This is a genomic window from Cellulomonas sp. KU4C (assembly GCF_056868065.1).
Genome location: NZ_CP200322.1, coordinates 2,671,642 through 2,696,655 on the forward strand (window position 1 = coordinate 2,671,642; position 25,014 = coordinate 2,696,655).

At 76.0% G+C, this 25,014-nt stretch carries 15 protein-coding genes and 3 pseudogenes; 12 read left to right on the plus strand and 6 right to left on the minus strand.

All coding sequences use genetic code 11. The features are described 5' to 3' along the window. Positions 1-11: 11 nt before the first annotated feature. Positions 12-1,253, minus strand: coding sequence for a glucose-1-phosphate adenylyltransferase (locus tag AC1VL8_RS12645; RefSeq protein ID WP_389228018.1), 1,242 nt, complete (start codon positions 1,251-1,253; stop codon positions 12-14). 70 nt (positions 1,254-1,323) lie between these two features. Between AC1VL8_RS12645 and glgA the strand changes: the two genes are divergently transcribed. Further along, positions 1,324-2,547 carry a glycogen synthase gene (gene glgA, locus AC1VL8_RS12650; protein ID WP_483075389.1) on the plus strand — a complete coding sequence of 408 codons (1,224 nt, stop codon included), beginning with the start codon at positions 1,324-1,326 and terminating at the stop codon, positions 2,545-2,547. Positions 2,548-2,601: 54 nt separating this feature from the next. Here the strand turns inward: glgA and AC1VL8_RS12655 are convergent, their stop codons facing one another. Beyond that, positions 2,602-3,417 (minus strand): hypothetical protein, encoded by an 816-nt coding sequence (locus AC1VL8_RS12655; protein ID WP_483075390.1) that lies wholly within the window; start codon positions 3,415-3,417, stop codon positions 2,602-2,604. Positions 3,418-3,471: 54 nt separating this feature from the next. Here AC1VL8_RS12655 and AC1VL8_RS12660 point away from each other — a divergent pair. From AC1VL8_RS12660 to AC1VL8_RS12690, 7 genes and pseudogenes are all read left to right on the plus strand, one after another. After that, positions 3,472-4,258 (plus strand): annotated as a pseudogene (locus AC1VL8_RS12660) (ABC transporter ATP-binding protein). Between the two features lie 111 nt (positions 4,259-4,369). Then, positions 4,370-4,855, plus strand: a complete 486-nt coding sequence (locus AC1VL8_RS12665; protein WP_483075391.1) for an NfeD family protein — start codon at positions 4,370-4,372, stop codon at positions 4,853-4,855. Positions 4,856-4,892: 37 nt separating this feature from the next. Continuing rightward, the gene (locus tag AC1VL8_RS12670; protein ID WP_389228033.1) at positions 4,893-6,056 is read left to right on the plus strand and encodes an SPFH domain-containing protein; all 1,164 of its coding nucleotides are present in this window, start codon (positions 4,893-4,895) and stop codon (positions 6,054-6,056) included. Between the two features lie 325 nt (positions 6,057-6,381). After that, positions 6,382-7,143: a TetR/AcrR family transcriptional regulator gene (locus tag AC1VL8_RS12675; RefSeq protein ID WP_483075392.1), complete on the plus strand. Its 762-nt coding sequence runs from the start codon at positions 6,382-6,384 to the stop codon at positions 7,141-7,143. Positions 7,144-7,297: 154 nt separating this feature from the next. Further along, positions 7,298-9,032: pseudogene (locus tag AC1VL8_RS12680) on the plus strand (ABC transporter ATP-binding protein). Next, on the plus strand, positions 9,029-11,005 hold the full coding sequence (locus tag AC1VL8_RS12685) for an ABC transporter ATP-binding protein (RefSeq protein WP_483075393.1): 1,977 nt from the start codon (positions 9,029-9,031) through the stop codon (positions 11,003-11,005). Before AC1VL8_RS12680 ends, AC1VL8_RS12685 begins: the two are co-directional and overlap by 4 nt. A 100-nt stretch (positions 11,006-11,105) precedes the next feature. Further along, positions 11,106-12,368: an MFS transporter gene (locus AC1VL8_RS12690; RefSeq protein ID WP_483075394.1), complete on the plus strand. Its 1,263-nt coding sequence runs from the start codon at positions 11,106-11,108 to the stop codon at positions 12,366-12,368. A gap of 122 nt (positions 12,369-12,490) precedes the next feature. Here AC1VL8_RS12690 and AC1VL8_RS12695 read toward each other — a convergent pair whose 3' ends face one another. Beyond that, positions 12,491-13,519 carry an LD-carboxypeptidase gene (locus tag AC1VL8_RS12695; RefSeq protein ID WP_483075395.1) on the minus strand — a complete coding sequence of 343 codons (1,029 nt, stop codon included), beginning with the start codon at positions 13,517-13,519 and terminating at the stop codon, positions 12,491-12,493. Positions 13,520-13,686: 167 nt separating this feature from the next. Here AC1VL8_RS12695 and AC1VL8_RS12700 point away from each other — a divergent pair, with 167 nt between their 5' ends. Then, positions 13,687-14,796, plus strand: a complete 1,110-nt coding sequence (locus tag AC1VL8_RS12700) for a class I SAM-dependent methyltransferase (protein ID WP_483075396.1) — start codon at positions 13,687-13,689, stop codon at positions 14,794-14,796. Here AC1VL8_RS12700 and AC1VL8_RS12705 read toward each other — a convergent pair. Then, entirely contained in the window at positions 14,687-17,824 is a 3,138-nt protein-coding gene (locus tag AC1VL8_RS12705; protein ID WP_483075397.1) for an AfsR/SARP family transcriptional regulator, read from the minus strand. The genes AC1VL8_RS12700 and AC1VL8_RS12705 overlap by 110 nt on opposite strands. Positions 17,825-17,891: 67 nt before the next feature. On the opposite strand from AC1VL8_RS12705, the gene AC1VL8_RS12710 reads away from it, so the two are divergent. Both AC1VL8_RS12710 and AC1VL8_RS12715 read left to right on the plus strand, forming a co-directional pair. Further along, on the plus strand, positions 17,892-19,190 hold the full coding sequence (locus tag AC1VL8_RS12710) for an amidohydrolase (RefSeq protein ID WP_483075398.1): 1,299 nt from the start codon (positions 17,892-17,894) through the stop codon (positions 19,188-19,190). 27 nt (positions 19,191-19,217) lie between these two features. Continuing rightward, a pseudogene (locus tag AC1VL8_RS12715) lies at positions 19,218-20,076 on the plus strand (TrmH family RNA methyltransferase). 54 nt (positions 20,077-20,130) lie between these two features. On the opposite strand, the gene AC1VL8_RS12720 reads toward AC1VL8_RS12715, so the two are convergent. Next, positions 20,131-21,378: a Fic family protein gene (locus AC1VL8_RS12720; protein ID WP_483075399.1), complete on the minus strand. Its 1,248-nt coding sequence runs from the start codon at positions 21,376-21,378 to the stop codon at positions 20,131-20,133. A 46-nt stretch (positions 21,379-21,424) separates the two neighbouring features. After that, positions 21,425-22,660, minus strand: coding sequence for an ROK family protein (locus AC1VL8_RS12725; protein WP_483075400.1), 1,236 nt, complete (start codon positions 22,658-22,660; stop codon positions 21,425-21,427). Between the two features lie 94 nt (positions 22,661-22,754). Here AC1VL8_RS12725 and AC1VL8_RS12730 point away from each other — a divergent pair, with 94 nt between their 5' ends. Beyond that, positions 22,755-24,950 carry an alpha-galactosidase gene (locus tag AC1VL8_RS12730; protein WP_483075401.1) on the plus strand — a complete coding sequence of 732 codons (2,196 nt, stop codon included), beginning with the start codon at positions 22,755-22,757 and terminating at the stop codon, positions 24,948-24,950. Positions 24,951-25,014 lie beyond the last annotated feature (64 nt).

The following is a 25,014-nucleotide window of genomic DNA, read 5'->3' on the forward strand; positions in this document are numbered from 1 at the left end:
CACCCGGTGGCTCAGAGCTCGACGACCGCGCCCTTCGGCACGACGGTGATGCCCGACTCCGTGACGGTGAACCCGCGGGCCAGGTCCTGCTCGCGGTCGATGCCGACCCGCGCGCGCTCCTGCACGACGACGTTCTTGTCGAGGATCGCCCGGTGCACCTGCGCGTACCGGTTGACGATCACGCCGTCCATCAGCACCGAGTCGGTGACCTGCGCCCACGAGTGCAGGTACGTCCCGGGGGACAGCACCGACCCCGACACGGTCGCGCCCGAGACGATCACGCCGGGGGAGACGATCGAGTCGGCGGCGTGCCCGAGGCGCCCGGCGCCCGCGTGCACGAACTTCGCCGGCGGCAGCCCGGTGTAGCCGGTGTAGACCGGCCACGCGTCGTTGTAGAGGTTGAACACCGGCTCGATGGAGATGAGGTCCTGGTTCGCGTCGTAGTACGAGTCCAGGGTCCCGACGTCGCGCCAGTACTGCCGGTCGCGGTCCGTCGACCCGGGGACGTCGTTGTTGATGAAGTCGTAGACCGCCGCCGTGCCGCGCTCGACGAACGCGGGCACGAGGTCGCCGCCCATGTCGTGCCGGGAGGTCGGGTTCTCGGCGTCCTCGGTGACCGCGCGGATCAGCGCGTCGGTGTTGACGACGTAGTTGCCCATCGACGCCAGGATCTCGCCGGGGGAGTCGGCCAGGCCGACCGGGTCCTCGGGCTTCTCGCGGAACGCGGTGATCTTCGTCGGGTCGGTCGGGTCGGTCTCGATGACGCCGAACTGGTCGGCCATCGAGATCGGCTGCCGGATGCCCGCGACGGTCATCTCGGCGCCGGTCGCGATGTGCTGGTCGACCATCTGCGAGAAGTCCATCCGGTACACGTGGTCGGCACCGACGACGACCACGATGTCCGGACGCTCGTCGTCCAGGATGTTGAGGCACTGGTAGATCGCGTCGGCGCTGCCGAGGTACCAGTGCTTGCCGACCCGCTGCTGCGCCGGCACCGGGGAGACGTAGTTGCCCAGCAGGGTCGACATGCGCCACGTCTTCGAGACGTGCCGGTCGAGGCTGTGGGACTTGTACTGCGTCAGCACGATGATGTGCAGGTACCGGGAGTTCACCAGGTTCGACAGGGCGAAGTCGACGAGTCGGTAGATGCCCCCGAACGGGACGGCCGGCTTGGCGCGGGCGGCGGTCAGCGGCATGAGCCGCTTGCCCTCTCCACCTGCGAGGACGATTGCCAGGATGCGCGGCGCTGCCATGCCCTGACCCTAGAGGCACGGGGGGCTCCACGGCGAGGCGAACGGACCGATCCGCGCTAGCGTGTCGCGCGTGAGAGTCGACCTGCTGACCCGGGAGTACCCGCCGCACGTCTACGGAGGCGCGGGGGTGCACGTCGCGGAGCTCGCCGCGGTGCTGCGGCGCAGCACCGACGTGCGGGTGCACTGCTTCGACGGCGAGCGCGACGAGCCGGGCGTGACGGGGTACGACGTGCCCGGCGGGCTGGGCGACGCGAACCCCGCGCTGCGCACCTTCGGCGTCGACCTCGCGGTCGTGGACGGCATCGGCCGGGCCGACGACGGCACCACCACCGACCTCGTGCACTCGCACACCTGGTACGCGAACCTCGCGGGCCACCTCGCGTCGCTGTTGCACGGCGTCCCGCACGTGGTGTCCGCGCACAGCCTGGAGCCGCTGCGTCCGTGGAAGGCCGAGCAGCTCGGCGGCGGGTACGCGCTGTCGTCCTGGGCGGAGCGGACGGCCTTCGAGTCGGCCGCCGCCGTGATCGCGGTCAGCGGGGGCATGCGCGCCGACATCCTGCGCTGCTACCCGGCCATCGACCCCGACCGGGTGCACGTCGTGCACAACGGCATCGACCTCGCCGGGTGGCGGCGGCCGGAGACCGACGACGAGTGGGCCGCCGCCCGCGGCGTCGCGCGCGCCAACGGCATCGACCCCGACCGGCCCGCCGTCGTGTTCGTCGGCCGGATCACCCGGCAGAAGGGCCTGCCGTACCTGCTGCGGGCCGCCGAGTCCCTGCCGCCCGAGGTGCAGCTGGTGCTGTGCGCCGGCGCGCCCGACACCCCCGAGATCCTGACCGAGGTCACCGCCCTGGTCGAGCAGCTGCGCGCGCAGCGCGACGGGGTCGTGTGGATCGACCGGATGCTGCCCCGCGACGAGCTGGTCGCGGTGCTCGCGACCGGCACGGTGTTCGCGTGCCCGTCCGTCTACGAGCCGCTCGGCATCGTCAACCTCGAGGCGATGGCCGTCGGCCTGCCGGTCGTCGGCACCGCGACCGGGGGGATCCCCGAGGTCGTCGACGCGGGCACCACCGGCTGGCTGGTGCCGATCGACCAGGTCCAGGACGGCACCGGCACGCCGGTCGACCCGGACCGGTTCGTCGCCGACCTGGGCGCGGCGCTCACCGAGGCCGTGCGCGACGCCGACCGGGCCCGGGCGTGGGGAGTCGCCGCACGCACCCGCGTCGAGGACCACTTCTCCTGGGACGCGATCGCCGAGCGCACGCTCGAGGTGTACCGCTCCGTGCTGCGCTGAGCGCGGCCGGGCGCGGAGGCCCGCGCCGCGGACGGGGCGCCGCGGCCCGCGGCGTCAGAGCCGGCGCGGGTCGGGGTCGTCCGGGCCGGGGTGGGTCGCGGCCGCCAGCGCACGCCGTGCGGCGCGGTCCACGTCCCGCAGCGCCGTGGTGCGCTGGTCCGCCTGCCACAGGTTCACCGCCGCGCCGTCGTCCGCGGTCGCCAGGTCGACGATCGTGCGCAGGCGCAGCGCCGACCCGATCACCCGCACCCGCCGCGGGTCCAGGCCGGGCGGCAGCACGCCGCGCGCGTCCGGCGTTGACCGCAGCGCCGCGATCCGCTCGGCGGCGTCCGGGCGCCAGCGCGCCACGTCCAGGGTGGTCAGGGCCTCGGTCGCGCGGGCGAGCGCCGTGGTGAGCTCGCGCTCCGCCTCGGCGAGCGTCCCCACCTGGCCGACCAGCGGCGTGCGCCAGTCCGGGACGGCGTGCACGTGCCAGGTCACCTGGTGGCCGGGCTCGTAGACGCTGCCGAACCGCGTCACCACCGGCACCGCCGCGAAGTCGCCGTCGGCGGTGGTCACGAGGACGGCCTCGCCCGCCTCCTGCGCGGGACCGGCGACGACCGCCGGCGCACCGGCCGGGTCGCCGGGAGCGGGGAGCACCGCCGCGACCGTCCGCGGCCCGCTCGCCCACGCGGCGACCAGGTCCGCCAGGGTCGCGGTGCCGTCGGCGAGCCCCGCGAGGCGCGAGGCCGGCACCACCACCCTGTGCGGCTCGTCCTCGCCCTGCACGGCGTCGAGGGTGCGCTGCACCGGCCCGGAGCCGGCGCCGGGCTCGGCGAGCCACAGGGCGAGCAGCACGGAGCGCGGGAGATCGAGGGGAGTGCGGTCCACGCCACCAACGTACGTCCCCGTCCCCGGTGCTCCGGACGGCTAGGGTCGGTGACCATGACCGACGTGCTCGACCTGCAGGACGTGACCATCCGCCGCGGCACCACGACGATCCTCGACGGGCTGTCCTGGACGGTCCGCGAGGGCGAGCGCTGGGTGGTGCTGGGCCGCAACGGCGCCGGCAAGACGACCGTGCTCCAGGTGGCCGCCGGGCGGATGCACCCGACGTCCGGCACCGCCGACCTGCTCGGCTCCCGGCTCGGTCGGGTCGACGTGTTCGAGCCTGCGGCCCCGGATCGGCCTGGCCAGCGCGGCGCTCGCGGACCGGATCCCCGCCGCCGAGGTCGTCCGCGACGTCGTGCTGACCGCGGCGTACGGGGTCACCGGCCGCTGGCGCGAGGCCTACGAGGCGGTCGACGAGGACCGCGCGGAGGACCTGATGGCCGCTTTCGGGGTGTCGCGGTTCGCGGACCGCCGGTTCGGCACGCTCAGCGAGGGCGAGCGCAAGCGGGTGCAGATCGCCCGGGCGCTGATGAGCGACCCCGAGCTGCTGCTGCTCGACGAGCCGGCCGCCGGGCTGGACCTCGGCGGGCGCGAGGAGCTGGTGGCCGCGCTGGCCGAGCTCGCGTCCGACAAGCGGTCGCCGGCCCTGGTGCTGGTCACGCACCACGTCGAGGAGATCCCGCCGGGCTTCACGCACCTGCTGCTGCTCGCCGACGGCCGGGTGCACGCCGCGGGGCCCGTCGACGAGGTGCTGACCGCCGAGAACCTCTCCGGTGCGTTCGGCACGCCGCTGGCCGTCGAGCGCGTCGGTGACCGCTGGACGGCCCGCGGCGCCCGCTGACCCGGTACCGGCGTTCCCTCACAGGTCGGTCAAGGGATCGTCTAGGATCGGTGGGGAGCGGCTGCGGTCCCGCCGCTCGACGACGACGGCGTCCGCGCGACGGGCGCCCCGGTGGAGGGGGTCGACATGGGCTGGCTCTGGTGGCTCGGCGGCGCGATGCTGCTCGGCGTGCTCGAGATGTTCTCGCTCGACCTGATCTTCCTCATGCTCGCCAGCGGGGCCCTGGTCGGCGCCGGGGCGAACGCGCTCGGCGCACCCCTGCCCGTGCAGATCATCGCCGCGGCCGTCGCGTCGCTGCTCATGCTCTTCGCGCTGCGGCCGTTCCTGCTCCGGCAGCTGCGGGCCCGCACCGCCCTGGTCGAGACCAACTCCGCCGCCCTCGTCGGGCGCGCGGCCGTCGTGGTCGCACCGACCGACCTCACCGGCGGCCGCGTGAAGCTCGCGGGCGAGGTCTGGTCGGCCCGCACCGCGGACGAGCGCAGCACGTTCCCGGCCGGCGCCGAGGTGCGCGTGGCCCGGATCGACGGGGCGACCGCGGTGGTCGAGCCCGTCGAGCGACGGACGAACGGCGACGACCGACCGGTCGACGCCGCGTGACCCGGCCCTCGCGGGCCGCAGCAGACAGGAGACGCGCGTGAACGAACCCGACGTCGGCGCGATCGTGGGATGGGTGTTCCTCGCCGTCCTGGCGATCTTCGTCGTGGTGACGCTGGCCCGGGCGGTGCGGATCGTCCCGCAGACGGTCGCCCTCCTGGTCGAGCGGCTCGGCCGGTACAACCGCACGATGGATGCCGGCCTGCACCTCATCATCCCGTTCGTCGACCGGGTCCGGGCGGGGGTCGACCTGCGCGAGCAGGTGGTGTCCTTCCCGCCGCAGCCCGTGATCACCTCCGACAACCTCGTGGTGAGCATCGACACCGTCATCTACTTCCAGGTCACCGAGCCGAAGTCCGCGGTCTACGAGATCGCGAACTACATCACCGGCATCGAGCAGCTCACCGTCACCACCCTGCGCAACGTCATCGGCTCGATGGACCTCGAGCAGACGCTGACCAGCCGCGACCAGATCAACGGCCAGCTGCGCGGGGTCCTCGACGAGGCGACCGGCAAGTGGGGCATCCGCGTCAACCGCGTCGAGCTCAAGAGCATCGACCCGCCGCAGTCCGTGCAGGGCGCGATGGAGCAGCAGATGCGCGCCGAGCGTGACCGACGTGCCGCGATCCTCACCGCGGAGGGCGTCAAGCAGTCGCAGATCCTCACCGCCGAGGGCGAGAAGCAGGCCGCGATCCTCCGGGCCGAGGGTGCCGCGCAGGCCGCGATCCTCACCGCCGAGGGCGAGTCCCGCGCGATCCTGCAGGTGTTCGACGCCGTGCACCGCGGCGACGCCGACCCCAAGCTGCTCGCCTACCAGTACCTCCAGGCGCTGCCGAAGCTCGCCGCGACGCCCGCGAACAAGGTCTGGATCGTCCCGTCCGAGCTGACCGGTGCCCTCGGTCAGTTCACCCAGGGCTTCGCCGGCGCGTTCGGCGGCGGCAGCGGCGACGGTGCAGCGGCTCCCGCGCCCACGCGCCCGCCCGGGTCCTCGCCGCTCGGCCCGGGGGACCTCCCGCCGGTCGCGCTGACCGACCCGAAGGAGGCGCTCGCCGAGGCCCGCCGCGAGTCCGAGGCCGCCGCCGCCGACGCCACCAGCGCCGGCACGTTCAGCGGCCGCCCGTTCGACCCGGTCGCGGAGGCCGGTCAGCGGCCCCGCCCCGGCCACGCCTCGCCGCCCACGGAGCCGGAGCCCCCGACCCCCTGACGCACGGGACCGGTTCCCGGCCCCCGACGCCCGCCGCGCCCCTGGCCCGGCGGGCGTCGCCGTGCCCGGCCGCGGTGTCCACCCGGCCCTGGTCCCCACCCGGTCCCGTGTCCACCCGGCCACGTGTCCACCCGGCACCGTGTCCACCCGGCCCCTGTGCCGCAGAGTGGATCCATCCGGCCCGACACGCCGGCGTGTCGCGCGCGATCGTTCCACTCCACTCCGCGGGGCGGGGCGGGGCGGGGCGGGGCCGGGAGGGTGGTGTGCGCGGAGCGTGGCGTGCATGGCTAGACGAGTGAGTGCTCACTCACTTACAGTGGGCGGCATGAGCGCGGGGCGCGGCAGCGGGCGGGCGCGGGCGATGAGCCGGGAGGACCGGCGGGCCGCCATCGCGGTCGCCACCGTTCCGCTGCTCGAGCAGCACGGCGCGCAGGTGTCGACGCGGCAGATCGCCCTGGCCGCCGGGGTCGCCGAGGGCACGCTGTTCCGGGCGTTCGACGACAAGGTCGAGATCCTCACCACCGCCGCCGAGCACGCGCTGGACCCCACGTCCTCGGTCGCGCAGATCGACGACCTGCCGCGCGCCGCCGACCTCGCCGCGGAGCTCGCGCAGGTGGTGGAGCTGCTCGCCGACCGTGGTCGCCGGGTCCGGCAGGTGATGCTGGCCGTGCACGGGATCCTCGCCTCGGAGGAGGGGCGCCGGGCCGCCGCCGTGCGCGCCGCCCGCGGGGCCGACGTGTTCGGTCGGCCCGTGCCGGGCCCTGTCACGCACGAGCCGGCCTCGCGTCGCGGGGACGCCACCCCCGGCACGCCGCACCCGCCCCCGCCGCACCCCGGGCCGCACGGGCACGGGCGCCAGGCGCACCTGCGGGCCATGACCGAGACCCGGTCCGCGATCGCGCGCCGGCTCGAGCCGTACCGCCAGGACCTGCGGGTGGACCCCGAGCGGGTCGCCCACCTGCTGCTCGCCGCGGTGATGGGCCAGGGCCCGCCCGGCCTGCTCGACGAGGCCGAGATCCCCGCGGCGGACCTGGTCGACGTGCTGCTGCACGGCGCCGCGCGGCCCACCGCCACGCCCGACCCCTGACCCGACCCCGAACGACGACCGCCGACGCCCGACCGCCGACGCACCCCGCGTACTCCCGACGCCCGCTCGCCCGGACGCCGCACCCCGGCCCCGCCGCTGCCCCCGTGCACGCCCGCGCCGAGCCCCCACCCGCACCACCCGGACCGGGAGTCCCATGCTTCTCCGCCTGCTCCGCGAGCACCTGCGGCCCTACCGGCCGCAGGTCGTCTACGTGCTGCTGCTGCAGCTCGCGCAGACCGTCGCCACCCTCTACCTGCCGAGCCTGAACGCCGACATCATCGACAAGGGCGTCGCCGTGGGCGACACCGGCTACATCATGCGGATCGGCGCGCTGATGCTCGGCATCAGCCTGCTGCAGGTCGCGTGCTCCGTCCTGGCCGTCTACTTCGGCGCGCGCGTCGCGATGGCGTTCGGCCGGGACCTGCGCGAGGCGCTGTTCGCGCACGTGCAGGAGTTCTCCGCGCGGGAGGTCGGCCAGTTCGGCGCCCCGTCGCTCATCACCCGCACCACCAACGACGTCCAGCAGGTCCAGATGGTCGTGCTGCTGACGTTCACCATCATGGTGATGGCGCCGATCATGCTGGTCGGCGGCGTGGTGCTGGCCCTGCAGGAGGACGTCGCCCTGTCCGGGCTGCTGCTCGTCGCGGTGCCCGTGCTCGGGCTCGTCGTCGGGCTGATCGTGTCGCGGATGGTGCCGTACTTCCGGCAGATGCAGCTGCGCGTCGACGCGATCAACCGGGTGCTGCGCGAGCAGATCACGGGCCTGCGGGTGATCCGGGCGTTCGTGCGCGAGCGCCGCGAGTCCCGCCGGTTCGGGGTCGCGAACGACGCGCTGTTCGACACGTCGCTGCGGGCCGGGCGCCTGATGTCGCTGATGTTCCCGTCGGTGATGCTCATCATGAACCTCACGAGCGTCGGCGTGCTGTGGTTCGGCGCCCGCCGGATCGACGCGGGGGACATGCAGATCGGCGCCCTGACGGCGTTCCTGTCCTACATCATGTACATCCTCATGGCCGTGATGATGGCCTCGATGATGTTCGTGATGGTGCCGCGGGCCGTCGTGTCCGCGGAGCGCATCACCGAGGTGATCGACACCCAGAAGCTCGGTCGTCCCGCCCGCGGCGCCCGTGCGGCTGCCCCGACCGCGGGGTCGCCTCGAGCTGCGGGGCGTCGAGTTCCGCTACCCGGGTGCGGAGCGCCCGGTGCTGCACGGCGTGGACCTGGTGGCCGAGCCCGGTCGCACGACCGCCGTGATCGGGTCGACCGGCTCCGGCAAGACGACGCTGGTCAACCTGGTGCCGCGGCTCTTCGACGCGACGGGCGGCACGGTCACGATCGACGGCGTCGACGTGCGGGACCTGGCGCCCGAGGACCTGTGGTCGACGATCGGCCTGGTCCCGCAGCGCCCCTACCTGTTCAGCGGGACCGTGGCGAGCAACCTGCGCTACGGCAACCCCGACGCGACCGACGACGACCTGTGGCACGCCCTCGAGGTCGCGCAGGCGCGGTCGTTCGTCGAGGAGATGCCCGAGGGCCTCGAGGCGCCGATCGCCCAGGGCGGCACCAACGTCTCCGGCGGTCAGCGGCAGCGGCTCGCGATCGCGCGGGCGCTCGTCCGCAAGCCGGCGGTGTACCTGTTCGACGACTCGTTCTCCGCACTGGACTTCGCCACCGACGCCGCCCTGCGCGCCGCCCTGGTGCCGGAGACGCGGCACTCGGCGGTGGTCGTGGTCGCGCAGCGGGTGGCGACCATCCGCGACGCGGACCGGATCGTCGTGCTCGACGAGGGGTTGGTGGTCGGCACCGGCACGCACGCCGAGCTGCTCGAGACCTGCGGGACCTACCGGGAGATCGTGCTCTCCCAGATCAGCGCGGAGGAGGCGGCATGAGCGGCGAGCAGCGGACGGCGGCGCCCGCGCGGCGGATGCCCCGGCCCGGACACGGTCCGATGGGCGGCGGCGCGGGGATGCCGGGGGAGAAGTCGCTCGACTTCCGGGGGTCGCTGCGGCGGCTGCTGGGCGTGCTGCGCCCGGAGCGGCTGCGCCTCGCCGGGGTGGTGCTGCTCGGCATCGTCTCGGTGGCGCTCGCGGTGACCGGCCCGAAGGTGCTGGGCAACGCCACCAACGTCATCTTCAACGGCATCATCGGCGCGCAGCTGCCCGCGGGGGTGTCGAAGGAGCAGGCGGTCGAGGGGCTGCGGGCCGACGGCCGGGACACGTTCGCGGACCTGCTGTCCGGGACGGACGTCGTCCCCGGTCAGGGCGTGGACTTCACGCGGCTGCGGGACCTGCTGCTCGCGGTCGTCGCGATCTACGTCGCGTCCGCGGTGTTCAGCTGGCTGCAGGGCCTCATCACGACCGGTGTCGTGCAGCGGGTGGTCCGCGGGCTGCGGGCGCAGGTCGAGGCGAAGCTCGGTCGGCTGCCGCTGCGGTACTTCGACGGCCAGCCGCGCGGCGAGGTGCTCAGCCGCGTCACGAACGACATCGACAACGTCGCCCAGACGCTCCAGCAGACGCTGTCCCAGCTCATCACCTCGGTGCTGACGGTGGTCGGCGTGCTCGCGATGATGTTCTGGATCTCCCCGCTGCTGGCCCTCGTCGCCCTGGTGACCGTGCCGCTGTCGGTCGTCGTCACCGCGGCGATCGCCAAGCGGTCCCAGCCGCAGTTCATGGCGCAGTGGAAGGTCACCGGCACCCTGAACGCCCACATCGAGGAGATGTACACCGGCCACGCCCTGGTCAAGGTGTTCGGACGCCAGGAGCAGGCCGTGCGCCAGTTCCACGACCAGAACGCCGAGCTGTACGCCGCGTCGTTCAAGGCGCAGTTCATCTCCGGGATCATCCAGCCGGCGATGGGGTTCATCGCGAACCTTAACTACGTCATCGTCGCGGTGGTCGGCGGCCTGCGGGTCGCGTCCGGCACGCTCACGCTCGGCGACGTGCAGGCGTTCATCCAGTACTCGCGGCAGTTCACGCAGCCGATCACGCAGATCGCCTCGATGATGAACCTGCTGCAGTCCGGGGTCGCGTCGGCGGAGCGGGTGTTCGAGCTGCTCGACGCGGACGAGCAGCAGCCCGACCCCGCCGACCCCGCGCGGTTGCCGGCCCGGGTCGAGGGGCGCGTGGTGTTCGAGGACGTCGCGTTCCGGTACGTGCCGGACTCCCCGCTGATCGACGGGCTGTCGCTCGTCGCCGAGCCCGGGCAGACCGTGGCGATCGTGGGGCCGACCGGAGCCGGGAAGACCACCCTGGTCAACCTGCTGATGCGGTTCTACGAGATCGACGGGGGCCGGATCACCCTCGACGGCGTCGACACCCGGGACCTGACGCGCGACGACCTGCGCTCGCGGGTCGGCATGGTGCTGCAGGACACCTGGCTGTTCGGCGGGACCATCCGGGAGAACGTCGCGTACGGCGTCGAGGACGTCGACGAAGAGCGGATGCGCGAGGCGGCCGTCGCCACGCACGTCGACCAGTTCGTTCGGGCGCTGCCCGACGGCTACGACACCGTGATCGACGACGAGGCCGCGAACCTGTCGGCGGGGGAGAAGCAGCTGCTGACCATCGCCCGCGCGTTCCTCGCGGACCCGGCGATCCTCGTGCTCGACGAGGCGACGTCGTCCGTGGACACCCGCACCGAGGTGCTCGTGCAGCAGGCGATGAACGCGCTGCGGTCCGGCCGGACGTCGTTCGTCATCGCGCACCGGCTCTCGACGATCCGCGACGCCGACGTGATCCTCGTGATGGAGCACGGCTCGATCGTGGAGCAGGGCTCGCACGAGGAGCTGCTCGCGGCCGGCGGCGCCTACGCACGGCTGTACGCGAGCCAGTTCGCGGCGGCGGCGGTCACCGTCACCGACTGAGCCGCGGGGTCCGGCGTCCGGCGCTCCCGGGCGCCGGGACCCCCCGTCCCCGGGCCGGACGGCCCACCCCGCGTCGGGCGGCGGGGCCTAGGGTCGTCGCGTGAGGACGCGCACCGCGGCGACGACGCCGCGGCTCCACCGGGACCGGTACACCGTGACGCTCTACGGGTCGTTCGTGACCTGGGGGTGGCTGCTCTACTCGTTCAACCCGAGCGTGCCGCTGCTCGCCGACGAGCTCGGCATCACGAACGCCCAGGCCGGTCTGCACGGGACCGCGATGGCCGTCGGTGCGGTGCTCGCCGCCGCCGTGACGCCGCGTGCGGTGCGCCGCCTGGGACGGCGGGACGCGCTGGCGGCGGCCTGCGTGCTGCTCGCCGCCGGGGTGGTGCTGCTCGCCACGGGGACCGCGCTGCCGGTCACGCTCGCCGGGATGGCGGTGGTCGCGGTCGGCGGGAACGCGGCGATCAGCGCGGCGCAGGCCGGTCTCGCCGACCACCACGGCCGCGCCGCGTCAGCCGCGGTCACCGAGGCGAACGGGGTGGGCTCCGGCATCGGGCTGCTCGGTCCGCTGGCCGTCGGGGCGTGCGTCGCGCTCGGGTGGGGCTGGCGGCCCGCCGTCGCGGTGACGGCGGTGCTCGCGCTCGGGACCGCGGTGGCGGTGCGGATCCTGCCGCAGGGTGGCGGTCCCGGCCGGACCCGCCGGGCGGGTGCGTCCGCCGGGCGGGGACGCGACGCCGGGCGGGGACGCGACGCAGGACCCGAGCGCGACGCCGGGCACCAGCGCGACGGGCGGCGCGCGGTCCGGGCCTCGCGGTGGTTCCTGGTCACGGTCGTGGTCGCGCTCGCGGTGGAGAACGCGACGACCTACTGGGCGACCGACCTGGTCCGGGACCGCACCGGCGCTGGCGCGGGCATCGCGACCGCCACCACCGCGGGCCTGGTCGCCGGGATGACGCTCGTGCGGTTCGTCGTGGGCCCGCTGTCGCTGCGCGTGTCGCCGGCGCGGCTGCTCGCGGGCGCGTACGGCGTCGCGATCGCCGGGTGGGCGGTGCTGTGGACCGCGACCTCCGCGCCGGTCGCGCTGGCCGGCCTGGTGCTGGCCGGCCTGGGCTACGGGGCGCACTACCCGCTGGGCATCGCGCTGCTGCTCGGCGCGTCCGGCGGCGCGACCGACGCGGCCCAGGCCCGCGCCACCGTGGCCGGAGGGCTGGCGATCGGGGTCGCGCCGTTCGTGCTCGGGGCGCTCGCCGACGCCGCCGGCCCGCACACGGCGTTCCTGGTGGTGCCGGTGCTGGCGGTCGTCGGCGGCGTCGCGGCGCTCGCGGGCGCCCGCGCGTGGCGGACGGAGCGCCCGGCGCCGTAGCCCCGCCGTCGCGTCCGCCCGCATGCAGCCGAGGTCGCCCCTCCCGGCCGAGGTCGCTGGTTGCAGGCGGCGACCTGGGCCACGCGGTGCGACCTCAATGGCGCGGCGGGCGGTGACCGGGGTCAGCGCAGCGTCTGGGTGAGGACCGACCCGGCGCCGGAGTGCTCGACGGTCGCCAGCGCGCCGTTCACCAGCGCGAGGTGCGGGGGGACGTGCCCGCAGTCGACGTCGACCAGCACGGGGACGCCGAGGTCCCCGAGCGCGTGCCGGACGGCGTCGTGCTGCGTGAAGCCGGGGAGGTCCGCGCCGCGGGTGCGGCCGACGAGCACCGCGCGGGCGGCCTCGAACCACCCCGCGTGCCGCAGCCCCAGCAGCCGTCGCGCGACGTCCGCGGCGTCCGCCGCGGCGGCCTCCAGGTAGACGACCGTCCCCTCGGGCGCGTGCTCGGCCACGAACCGGCCGATGTCGCCCGAGGGCGTCCCGGCCAGGTGCGCGACGGTCTCGAGGCAGCCGCCGACGAGCCGGCCGGTCGCGTGCACGTCCTCGCTCTCGTCGGCGTCGACCCGGGTCCACCCGCCTGGCGCGTCGAGTGGGTAGTCCCGGACACCGGGGTCCGCGGCGTAGTCCGCGAGCCGTCCGGACGCGACCCGTGGTGCGGCGCCCTGCACGAGCGTGGACCCGGGTGCGAGCCGCACGACGTCGAGCCACCGTGCCATCGGCGCCGGGACCCGGTAGGGGGTGTCCATGAGGTTCTGCCCGTGCAGCGTCGCGACGCCGGTGGTGAGCGTCAGCGGCAGCAGCAGCGTCGAGATGTCGGAGTACCCGACGAACCAGGTCGGGTCCTCGGCGAGCGCCCGGAGGTCGAGCCGACCAAGCAGGTCGAGCGCGATCTCCCCGCCCCACGGGGGGACCACGGCCCGCACGTCGGGGTCGCGGAACATGCCGGTCAGCTCGTCGACGCGGTCGTCCGCCGGGCCGCTCGCGATGCCCGCGCCGTGCACCAGCGCGCCGAGCCGGACGCGCAGACCGGCGTCCTCGACGTGCCGCACCGCGAGGTCCAGCCGGGCGGCGTGCTGCGGTGCGACGCCGGCGGACGGGCTGGCGACGCCGACGACGTCGCCCGGGGCGAGGGGCCGGGGGTAGCGGATCACCCCGGCAGTCTCGCAGCAGAGGCGGTCCGGCGCGGAGGTTCCCGCGAGCGGCCCGCTGCCGGCCGCGACCCGGCTGCGACCTCGCTGCGAGGGTGGCTCGAGGACCCGGGTGTCCGCTGGGCACCGGGCGTCGGCACACCGCCGGCCCGTGACCCGGGGAGGACCCGATGACCACCACGACCACCACGACCCCGTCGGACCTGGCGCAGCCGGTCGGCGGGAGCACCCCGGAGGTCGCCGCCCGGGTGCTCGCGGCCAGCCTGGGCGCGCAGGAGATGGCGGCGTTGCACGCCGGGGAGCGGCTGGGCTGGTACCGGGCGCTCGCGCAGCACGGACCGTGCACGGCGGACGGGCTGGCGGGCCTGACCGGCACGCACGCGCGGTACGTGCGGGAGTGGCTGGAGCACCAGGCGGCGGCGGGGTTCGTGACCGCCGCGGGTGACCGGTTCGCGCTCACGCCCGGGGCCGTCGAGGTGCTGACCGACGCCGACTCGCCGTCGTACCTCGCCCCGCTCGGGCGGCTGCACGCGGCGTCGGGGCGGGTGGTCGACGACCTGCACGCGGCGTACCGGCACGGCGGTGGCGTGTCGTGGGAGCGGCTCGGTGCGGACGCGCGCGAGGCGCAGGCGGCGCTGAACCGGCCGTTCTTCCTGCACGGGCTGGCGGACCTGCTGGCGTCCACGGTGCCGGAGCTCGACGCGCGGCTGCGGTCGGGCGCGCGGGTGGTGGACGTCGGCTGCGGAGAGGGCTGGTCGGCGGTGGGGCTCGCGCTCGCGCACGAGGCGCTGGACGTGACGGGTGTCGACCTCGACGAGGCGTCGGTGGCCGCGGGCCGGCGGCACGCGGTCGCCCACGGGGTCGAGGACCGGGTGCGGTTCGTGGCGGCGGACGCCGCGACCCTGGCGGCCGCCGTCGGGGCCGGTGGCCGGGCGTTCGACGTGGTGACGGCGTTCGAGTGCGTGCACGACCTGGCCGACCCGGTGGCGGTGCTCGCGGCGGCGCGCGCGCTGGTCGCGGCGGACGGGTGGGTGCTCGTCGTCGACGAGCGCGTCGACCCGGAGCCCACGACACCGGCCGGGGTCCTGGACCGGTGGTGCTACGGGTTCTCGCTGACCGTGTGCCTGCCCGACGGGCTGTCCCACGCGCCGAGCGCCGGGACCGGGACGGTCATGCGCCCGGCGACGCTCGCGGGCTACGCGCGGGCCGCGGGGTTCTCAGCGCTCGACGTCCTGCCCGTCGAGCACGACCTCTTCCGGTTCTACCGGCTCCGTGGGTGAGGGCCCGCCGAGCCGGGCGACGGCGCAGACCAGGTCCTCGGACCGGCCCCGCGCCGCCAGCGCCGCGACGGCCGGGGCGCCGAGCAGGGCGGTGAGCGTGTCGTGCGCGGCGGCGAGGGCGTCGGCCTCGACGCCGTACGTCGGCGGCAGGTCGGGGTGCGTGACCGTGCCGAGCAGCAGGCCCGCGTCGGCGTGCCGGCCCAGCCGGACCAGCAGCGGCACGGCGTTGCGCAGCGCGGTCAGCAGGTGCGTCCGGTCGCCGGTGGGCGCCCAGGTGCGGGCGAGGTCCAGCAAGCTCGTCGAGCGCCCCGGCGGGGTCGGGTCGGCGGGACACGGCCGCGACCGTCGCCGCCCTGGCCACGCCCGAGAGGTAGCGGTTGCCGACCTGGTCGGCGAGCCGGCGCGCCCGCCCGAGGGCCGCGAGCGCCCCGTCGGGGTCGCTGCGGGCCAGGGTCTCGCCGGTGACGAACGCCAGCCAGCCCCGGTCCGAGGGGGCGGCGAGGGTCCCGACGGCGTGCTCCAGGGCGGTGAGGGCGGTCTGCGCGGTGGTCGGCCGGTCCCGGTACGCGGCGACGAGCGCGGGGTACGTCAGGCCCATCACCCGGTAGTGCGGGTCGGCGGCGTGCTGGGCCTCGGCGGTGAGCCGGGCGCCGAGCCGGACCGCCTCGTCGGTGCGCCCCTCGAACAGGGCCAGGTCGGCGAGCACCTCCAGGGCGTGCAGCCGGTCGGCCGGGTCGGTCGCGGTGGCGAGCGCGAGCTCCGCGCGGCGCCCGGCGGTCGACCGGTGCCCCTGCAGCAGGGCGCGGGCCGCCAGGGCCGCGAGCACGGGCGGCGCGTCCTCGCGTCCGGGCACGGGCCACGCGAGCACGTCGGTGCGCAGGGCGTCGACGGCGTGCAGGTGCAGGGTCCGGGTGAGGCGCAGCGCCAGGTCGGGGTCGTGGGTCGCGGCCCAGGCGTGCGCGAGCCGCAGGTCGGGGAGCAGCGCGGTGAGCCGGACCCGGGCGTCCGGCTCGACGGCGCCCCGCAGCGCGCGGTCGGCGTCGCGGGCGACGTCGAGCAGCACTGCGGCGTGCCGGGCGCGGACGGCCTCGGCGGGCGGGCCGACCACCGCGCGGACGGTCTGCAGCATCCGGTAGCGGGTGCGGCCGGCCACGTCGTCGCGGACCAGCAGCGACGCCGCCGCCAGGTGCTCGGCGGTCGTGGCGGACACGTCCAGCACCCGTGCCGCGAGGTCCGGCGGGCAGGCGGTGGCGAACACGGGCCAGCCGTCGAGCGCCCGCTGGGCCTCGGGGGGCAGCAGCTCGCGCGACCACGCGACCAGCGCGGCGAGCGACCGGTGCCGCGGGGGTGCGGCACGCACCGGGGCCACGAGCGCGTCCAGCCGCGCGTCGAGGAGGTCCGCGAGGTCGGCCACGCTGAGCGTCGCGGTGCGTGCGGCGGCCATCTCGACCGCGAGGGGGAGGCCGTCGAGCCGACGCACGATCCGGCCGACGGGGTCGGCGGCGGCACCGTCCGTGCCGGCCACGTCGACCCTCCGGCGGCCACCGCCGCCGGACGCACGGGCTCGGTCGCGGAACAGCCGTGCCGCCGCCGACGCCGGTCCGTCGGTGCCCAGCGGCTCGACCGGCAGCACGTGCTCGCCGACCACCCCGAGCGGGGTGCGGCTCGTGGCCAGGACGCGCAGCGGCCCTGGCTCGGTCAGCAGCAGGTCGACGCAGTCCGCGACCGCCGCGGGCAGGTGCTCGCAGTTGTCGAGCACGAGCAGCAGGTCACGCTCGCCGGCGCGTGCGAGCGTGCGGGCGGGGGTGTCCTCCGGGTCGGCGTCCAGGGCCTCCGCCACGGCGGACGCGACCGCGGCGGCGTCCCGGACGGCGCCGAGCTCGACGAACAGCGCGTGCGGGGGCGCGCCCGGTCCGGCCGCAGCCTCGAGCGCGAGCCGGGTCTTGCCCACCCCACCCGGCCCGACCAGCGTGACCAGCGCGGTGCGGGCGAGCAGGTCCCGCAGCGCCGCGAGGTCGTCGGACCGGCCGACGAGGCTCGTGCGCGGGCGCGAGACCGGCGGCGACGGCCGGGGGAGGCGCTCGGCGGGGTGCGGCGTGGTGTCGGCGGGGTGCGGTGTGGCTCCGACGGGGTGCCGGCGTCGCGTCGGGGAGCCGGGCCCCACGCCGGTCGATGCCGCCCCGGCCGACGCCGCCCCGGGGGACGGCTGCGGCCGGGTGGCCGGGTTCGGGTGCGGGACGCGCGAGCCCCGGGCCCGGGCGCGGGCGGCGGCCCCGACGCCGCCGACCGGCGCGCCGGGCGCTGCGTGGGGCCGTGTCCGCCCGGCCGTGAGCGCCTCGTGGTGCGCCGCCCGCAGCTCCTGCGAGGGCAGCAGCCCGATCTCGTCCAGCGCGGCCGCCGCCCGCAGGTACGCGAGCACCGCCTCGCCGGGTCGTCCCTCGGCGGTCCGGGCCCGGACCAGCAGCGCCCACGCGCCCTCGCGGTACGGGTCCGCGTCGAGCGCGTGCTCGGCGTGCTCGGCGGCTCGCGTCGGGTCGGTGCGCAGCACGGCGCGGGCCAGGGCCTCGTGCGCGGTGCGGCGGGCCGCCTCCAGCCGGTCGGCCTCGGCCTGGACCTCCGGCAGATCCGCCTCCGTCCCGAACGCCGGCCCGCGCCAGAGCGCCAGCGCGGCCCCGAGCAGCGCGGCGGCGTCGTCGGGCGTGCGCGCCGCGCCGCGCGCGGCCTCGCGGACCGCGCGGTCGAACCGGTCGGCGTCCAGGTCCTCCGGGTCGAGGCGGTAGCCGCCGGGCACGGCGCGCAGGTCCGCGCCGACCAGCGCCCGCACCCGCGACGCGTGGCTGTGCAGCGTGTGCTCGGCGCTCGGGGGCGGCCCCTGGGGCCACAGCGCGACGATCAGCCGCTCCCGGGGCACGAGCGACCCGCGGTGCGCGAGCAGCACGGCGAGCAGGGCGCGCTGACGGGCGCCGCGGACGGGTTCGTCCCCGTCGGCGGTGTGGAGCTCCACGGGTCCCAGCACCCCGTACCGCATGGGCCCGATGGTAGGGGTCGCGGGGGCCCAGCGGCAGGGCCTCCTGGCACCCGGGTACCGTGCCGGGATGACGACCCTCCCCGCCGCGACCCCCGACCGCACCCGCGCCGCCCGCGTCCTCGACGCCGCTGACCTGCGCACGGAGCACTGGCGGGACCTCTACCGGGACCTGCACGCCCACCCCGAGCTGTCCGGCCGCGAGCACCGGACCGCCGGGGTGCTGGCCGCCGAGCTGCGCGCCGCGGGCCTCGAGGTGACGGAGGGCGTCGGCGGGACCGGCGTCGTCGGGGTGCTGCGCAACGGCGACGGCCCCGTCGTGATGCTCCGCGCCGACATGGACGGGCTGCCGGTGCTGGAGGACTCCGGCAAGCCCTACCAGAGCCGGCACACCGACACGGACCCGGCGGGCGACACCGTGCCGACGATGCACGCCTGCGGCCACGACATGCACGTGACGGCGCTCGCGGCGGCCGTCGACACCCTGGCCGGGGCGCGCGACGCCTGGCGGGGCACGCTGCTCGTGGTCGGCCAGCCCGCGGAGGAGACCGCGACGGGCGCGAACGCGATGCTGGACGACGGCCTGTTCACCCGGTTCCCGAAGCCCGACGTCGCGCTCGGCCAGCACGTCGGCCCGCTGCCCGCCGGGGTCGCCAACCACTCGCGCGAGCTGCTGATGGCGGCGGCGTGCACCCTCGACGTGACGATCCACGGGCGGGGCGGCCACGGGTCGATGCCGCACGTCACCGTCGACCCCGTGCTGACCGCCGCGTACGCCGTGACCCGGCTCCAGGCGATCGTGTCGCGGGAGACGCCCAGCGGGGACCCGGTGGTCGTCACCGTCGGCACGTTCCACGCGGGGACGAAGTCGAACATCATCCCGGACACGGCGACGTTCACGGTGAACCTGCGCGCCCGCTCGGACGCGTCGATGGCGCGCGCGGTCGCCGCGGTCCACCGGGTCGTCGAGGCCGAGGCGGCCGCCGCGGGCTGCCCGCAGCCGCCCACGATCGGCGTCCGCGAGAACCCGCCGGCCACGGTGAACACGCCCGCCCTGGTGGACCGGGTGATGGCCGCGCAGGAGGCCGTGATGCCCGCGGGCGCGATCCGGGTCGCGGAGCCGCTGATGGGCTCGGAGGACTTCTCGGAGTTCGGGCTGCCGAAGGGCCGGTACGCGGGCGACCCGGTGCCGTACGCGTTCTGGTTCTGGGGCGGGATGGACCCCGACCTGTTCCCCGCGGACTACACCACCGGGTTCTCGGCGTCCGTGCCCGGCAACCACACCGCGCAGTTCGCGCCGCTCGACGAGCCCACGATCGCCGCCGGGCGCCGCCTGCTGGTCGCCGCCGCCCTGGAGCTCCTGGCCTGACGCCGGGCGGGTCCCGGACAGGGGATGATGGCGGGCGTGCCCGCGCTCGACATCGTCCACCTGACCGACCCCGACGACGACCGGCTCGCCGACTACGTGTCGCTGACCGACGTCGCGCTGCGCTCGCGGCACGAGCCCGAGAAGGGCCTCTACATCGCGGAGAAGCTCGACCGTGCTCGGCCGGGCGCTCGCCGCCGGGCACCGACCCCGGTCGGTGCTGGTGTCCCCGCGCTGGCTGCCCGACCTGCGCACGATGCTCGAGGCGCGCGACCCCGAGGGCGAGCCCGTGCGCGTGTACGTCGGCGAGCCCGCGGTGCTGGAGGCCGTCACCGGCTTCCACGTGCACCGCGGGGCGCTCGCGTCGATGCACCGGCCGGCGCTGCCGACGGTCGCGTCCGTGCTCGCGGGTGCCCGCGGCGGAGCCGGCGCGCGCCGGGTGGCGGTGCTGGAGGACGTGGTCGACCACACGAACGTCGGCGCGGCGTTCCGGTCCGCCGCCGCGATCGGGGTGGACGCGGTGCTGGTCACCCCCCGATGCGCCGACCCGCTGTACCGGCGGTCCGTGCGGGTGTCGATGGGCACGGTGTTCCAGGTGCCGTGGACCCGGATCGACCCGTGGCCGGACGGCATCGCGCAGCTCCGCGAGGCGGGCTTCGTGACCGCGGCCCTGGCGCTGTCCGACGACTCGGTCAGCCTCGACGTGCTGGAGGCGCAGGCGCCGGAGCGGCTGGCGCTGGTGCTGGGCGCCGAGGGCGACGGCCTGAAGCCGGAGACGGTCGCGGCTGCGGACCTGACGGTCCGGATCCCGATGGCCGGCGGGGTGGACTCGCTGAACGTGGCGGCGGCGGGTGCGGTGGCGTTCTGGGCGACGCGGGTGCGGGGCTGACGCCCGGGCGAGGTCGCACGACGGGACCGAGGCCGCTCGGTCCGCGGGGCTCGGTCAGCGCAGACGGAGCCGCTCGACCATGAGATCCGCCTCGTCCAGCACCTCGCCGGCCGCCCAGGTCATGTCGCGCCTGGACTGGGTGATCGGGCGCAGGACGTCGGCTTCGACGAGGCGCTCGATCGCGGCGTACGCGCGGGCCCGGGAGGTGCCGGTCAGCGTCATGACGTCGTGGGCGTCGACGATCGGGCGGCTGGGCAGCAGCGGGAGCAGCGCAGCGGCGGCGGACCCGACGCGCGGCCGGACGCGCTCGTGCCACTGCGCGGGCAGTGCGATGAGCCGCTCGGCTGACACCGCTGCTTCGGTGGCGGCGCGCGACGTCGCGTCGGCCAGGTACGCGGCGAACGGCTCGACGTCGCCGGTCCGGTAGCTGTTGACGAGGTCGAAGTAGTGCTCCCGGTCGGCGACGATCGCCGAGGCGACCGGCACTGCCATGCGGGTGGTCACACGGCGGTAGCGCCACACGCCGTTGATCAGCGAGCGACCCAGGCGCCCGTTGCCGTCGGTGAAGGGGTGGATGGACTCGAACTGGGCGTGCGTCACCGCGGCGTGCACGATCGGGTCGACGTCGGTGCGACGCGTGAACGCGACCAGGTCGTCCATGAGCTCGGGCACGCGTCCGGGCGCGGGCGGCACGTGCACGGCGCCCAGAGGGGAGCGGTTCGACCCGCCGATCCAGTTCTGGACGGTGCGCAGCGTGCCGGCGTCCCACTTCTCCTCCGGGTCGTCCGCCATGAGCGGGCGGTGCGCCGCGAGGATGTCGTCGAGGTCGATCCCGAGGGTGGACCGCTCGACGAGCAGGCTGAGGCCGTCGATGGCGCCCTTGACCGTGCGCGCGGTCTTGGGTGCGGTGATCCCGTACTGGGCGCGTGCGAGCTGGTCGACGGTGGTCAGCTCCTCCTCGATCCGCGAGGAGGCGATGGCCTCGGTGCGCAGCAGGAACGGCTCGAGCGTGGCCACCTGGGCGGCGTACGTGCGCTCGAGCACGGCGATGTCGACCAGCGCGGCGCGGGCGGCATCGATCAGCTCGGGGGAGGGCGTCAGGGGCATGTCGGCGATCAGGGGAGGGATCGCGGCGGCGTACTCGGTGATCTCCGAGCGGCGTCCGGAGCGGGGGACCCAGGGGAGCACCTCGCGCTCGTGCCCCGGCACGCGCGCACCGCCGACGACCGGCGACGCGTCCGCTGCGCCACGAACGGACCCGCCGTCGGTGGCGACGCGCGCCGGGCGCGGGGAGTGGGCCATCCTGTGCTCCTCAGCGAGAACATCCTCGTCACTGTTCTCGCTTATTCTAGCAAAGCGAGACGAGGCGCCCTCCTGTTCTCGGTTGTGCGACGACGAGTCGGCGGTGGTGTCGACGGCGCGTCAGGCCCCCAGGACGAACCGCCGGACTGCCTCCACCGCCGCGCCGCGGGCCCACTGCCCGAGCTTCCGGGGACTGGACGGCCAGCACCGGGTCGGCGGCCAGCGGGTCGCGGTCGGCGTGCAGGCCCTCGGCGAGCGCCGCAGGTGCGGCGGTCGCGAGGCCGCTGCCCTCGCCTCCGACGACCACGAGCCCCGACAGCGAGAAGTTCGCGGCGGCGGCGACCAGCCGGCCGAGCGACCGGGCCGCGTCGTCGACCACGCGGACCGCGGCCGGCTCGCCCGCGGCGGCGAGCGCCAGGACCTCGGGGAGGTCGACGGGTCGGTGCAGCGCGACGCCGACCTGCGCGGTGATCGAGCCGGTGGTGAGCATCGCGGTCGCGCAGCCGCGGTGGCCGGCGGGGCACACGGGGCCGTGGGGGTCGAGCGGGTGGTGGGCGAGCAGGCCCAGGCCCGCGTCGGCGGCGCGCACCGGGCGGCCGTTCGCGACCAGGCCGTAGCCGATGCCGGCACCGACGGTGACGAGGGCGAACGTGGGGATCCCGCGGCCCTCGCCGAACCAGTGGGTGAGGGCGAGCAGCGCCTCGACGTCGTTGGCGAGGACGGTCGGCACGGCGGTGCGGGCGCGGACGAGGTCGCCGAACGGCACGTCCTCCCAGCCGAGGAACGGGGCGCGGACCACGTGGCCGCCGTCGGTGGTGCGGGCGCCGAGGCTGACGCCGGCAGCGGTCGCGGGGCGTCCGCCGGCGCGTCCGGTCGGCTCGGCCAGCTCGGCGATCAGCGCCGCGGTGACCTCGGCGACCGCCTCCGGGTCGTGGTCGTCCAGCGGACGCTCCGCGCTCGCGACGACCTCGGCCCGGAACGTCGTGCGGACGCCGTGCGCGCGGTCGCCGGTGAGCTTGACGCCGACGAAGTGGTGGGCGTCCGGGGCGACGTCGAGCGGCTGGGACGGGCGCCCGACCCCGGTCGGGCCGGCGCCGGTCACCTCGACCAGCACGCCGTCGGACACGAGGGGCGCGGTGAGGCGGGTGACGCTGCCGGGAGACAGGCCGGTGCGGCGGGCGAGCGCGGCGCGGGACAGCGGGCCGTGCAGCAGGACGTCGAGCGCGAGGGGGTGGGCGGGTCCCGGGGGCACCCACGGGGCGGCGTCGAGCGGCCAGGTCATCCGGGTATGTTGCCATGCGGAACGAAACCGGGTCCACGGTCGACGCTGAGCGCGTCTTGACGGTCAAATTCGTTTCCGGATAGAACCTACCCTCATGGCAGACGACGTGGTCCCGACGCTCGACGACACCGCCCGCAGCACCCCGCTGCACCTGCGGGCGGGGGGCGTGAGCGTCGTCCTCGACACCGCCGGCGCGCGGCTGCCGCGGGTGCTGCACTGGGGCCCGGACCTGGGCGACCTGGGCGCCGACGAGCTGCGCACGCTGCGCGACGTCGCCGTGCCGCCGCTCGTCTCCGGCACCACGGACGAGCCGGTCGCGCTGTCGGTACTGCCGGAGCAGTCCGCGGGCTGGCTCGGCACCCCCGGGCTGACGGGGCACCGGGACGGCGCGGACTTCAGCACGCTGTTCGAGGTGACCGGGGTCCGGGCCGCGCGCGACGTCACCCGCGACGGCGTCCCGGTCGCGCACGAGGTGCTGGTCGACGCCGAGGACGCCGTCGCGGGGCTCGCCCTGCGCCTGGTGCAGCAGCTGCTGCCCGACGGCCTGCTGCGCACCCGCGCCACGGTGACGAGCACGGGCGCGGGCGTGTTCACGCTCGGCACGCTCGACCTGGTGCTGCCGCTGCCGGGCGAGGCGGACGAGATCCTCGACTTCACCGGCCGGCACCTGCGCGAGCGCAGTCCCCAGCGCCACCCGCTGGTCGCCGGACAGCACCTGCGGGAGTCGCGGCGGGCGCGCAGCCACGACGGCACCCTGCTGCTGACCGCCGGCCGCCACGGCTTCGGGTTCGCGTCCGGCCAGGTCTGGGGCGTGCACGTCGCGTGGTCGGGCAACACGCGCACGTTCGCCGAGCAGGCGATGCCGTCCGGCACCCGGCTGATCGGCGCGGGGGAGCTGCTCCTCGCCGGCGAGGTCCGCCTCGCGACCGGCGAGGAGTACGCCACGCCGTGGGTGTACGCGTCCTACGGCGACGGGCTCGACGCGCTCTCCGCGCGGTTCCACGCGTTCCTGCGGTCGCGCCCGCAGCACCCGCGCACCCCGCGCAAGGCACTGATCAACGTCTGGGAGGCCGTCTACTTCGACCACGACCTCGACCGGCTGAAGGCCCTCGCCGACGCCGCGGCGGCCGTGGGCGTCGAGCGGTACGTGCTGGACGACGGCTGGTTCCGCGGTCGCCGTGACGACACCGCCGGCCTCGGGGACTGGGAGGTCGACCCGACGGTGTGGCCCGACGGGCTCACCCCGCTGGCCGACCACGTCCGCGGCCTCGGCATGGAGCTGGGGCTGTGGTTCGAGCCGGAGATGGTCAACCCCGACTCCGACCTGGCGCGCGCGCACCCGGAGTGGATCCTGCGGCCGGGCGACCGGCTGCCCCCGGCCGCCCGGAACCAGCAGGTGCTCGACCTCGCGCACCCGGGCGCCTGGCAGCACGTCTTCGACCAGGTCGACGCGGTGCTGTCCGCGTACGACATCGGGTTCGTGAAGTGGGACCACAACCGCGACCTGATCGAGGCCGGGCACACCGCGACCGGCGCGGCGGGGGTGCACCGGCAGACGCTGGCCGCGTACCGGCTGATCGACGCGCTGCGCGCCGCGCACCCGGACGTCGAGATCGAGTCCTGCTCCGGGGGCGGCGGTCGCGCGGACCTCGGCATCCTCGAGCGCACCAACCGGGTCTGGACGTCGGACTGCATCGACGCGCTCGAGCGGCAGACCATCGAGCAGTGGACCGGGCTGCTGGTGCCGCCGGAGATGCTCGGCTCGCACATCGGCTCGCCGCGCGCCCACACCACGGGCCGGCAGCACGACCTGTCGTTCCGGGGCGCGACGGCGCTGTTCGGGCACCTCGGGATCGAGTGGGACCTCACGCGCGCCACCGAGGCGGAGCGGGCCGAGGTCGCGCGCTGGGTGCGGGCGTACCGGGAGCACCGCGACCTGCTCCACCACGGCCGGTCGGTGCGCCTCGACGTCGCCGACCCCGCGCTGCGCGTGCACGGCGTGGTGCGCCCCGACGGGGGCGAGGCGATCATCGCCGTCGTCCAGCTGACCACCGGGGTGTCCGCGCCGCCGGCGGCGGTGCGCCTGCCGGGGCTGGACCCGGACCGGGTCTACGACGTGCGGCCGCTGGCGCCCGGCGACCGGGCGACGGCCGCCTACGACTTCCCACCGCCGCCGTGGTGGACGCAAGGCGCGCGCCTGTCGGGCCGTGCGCTCGCCGCGGTGGGGCTGCGGGTGCCCGCGCAGCTGCCCGAGCACACCGTGCTGCTGCACGTCACCGCCCTGGACTGAGCGCATGGGGTAGGTGGTGCTCCCGGTCGCCGCCTGCGAGGTGCGCGGATACGCTGACGCGCTG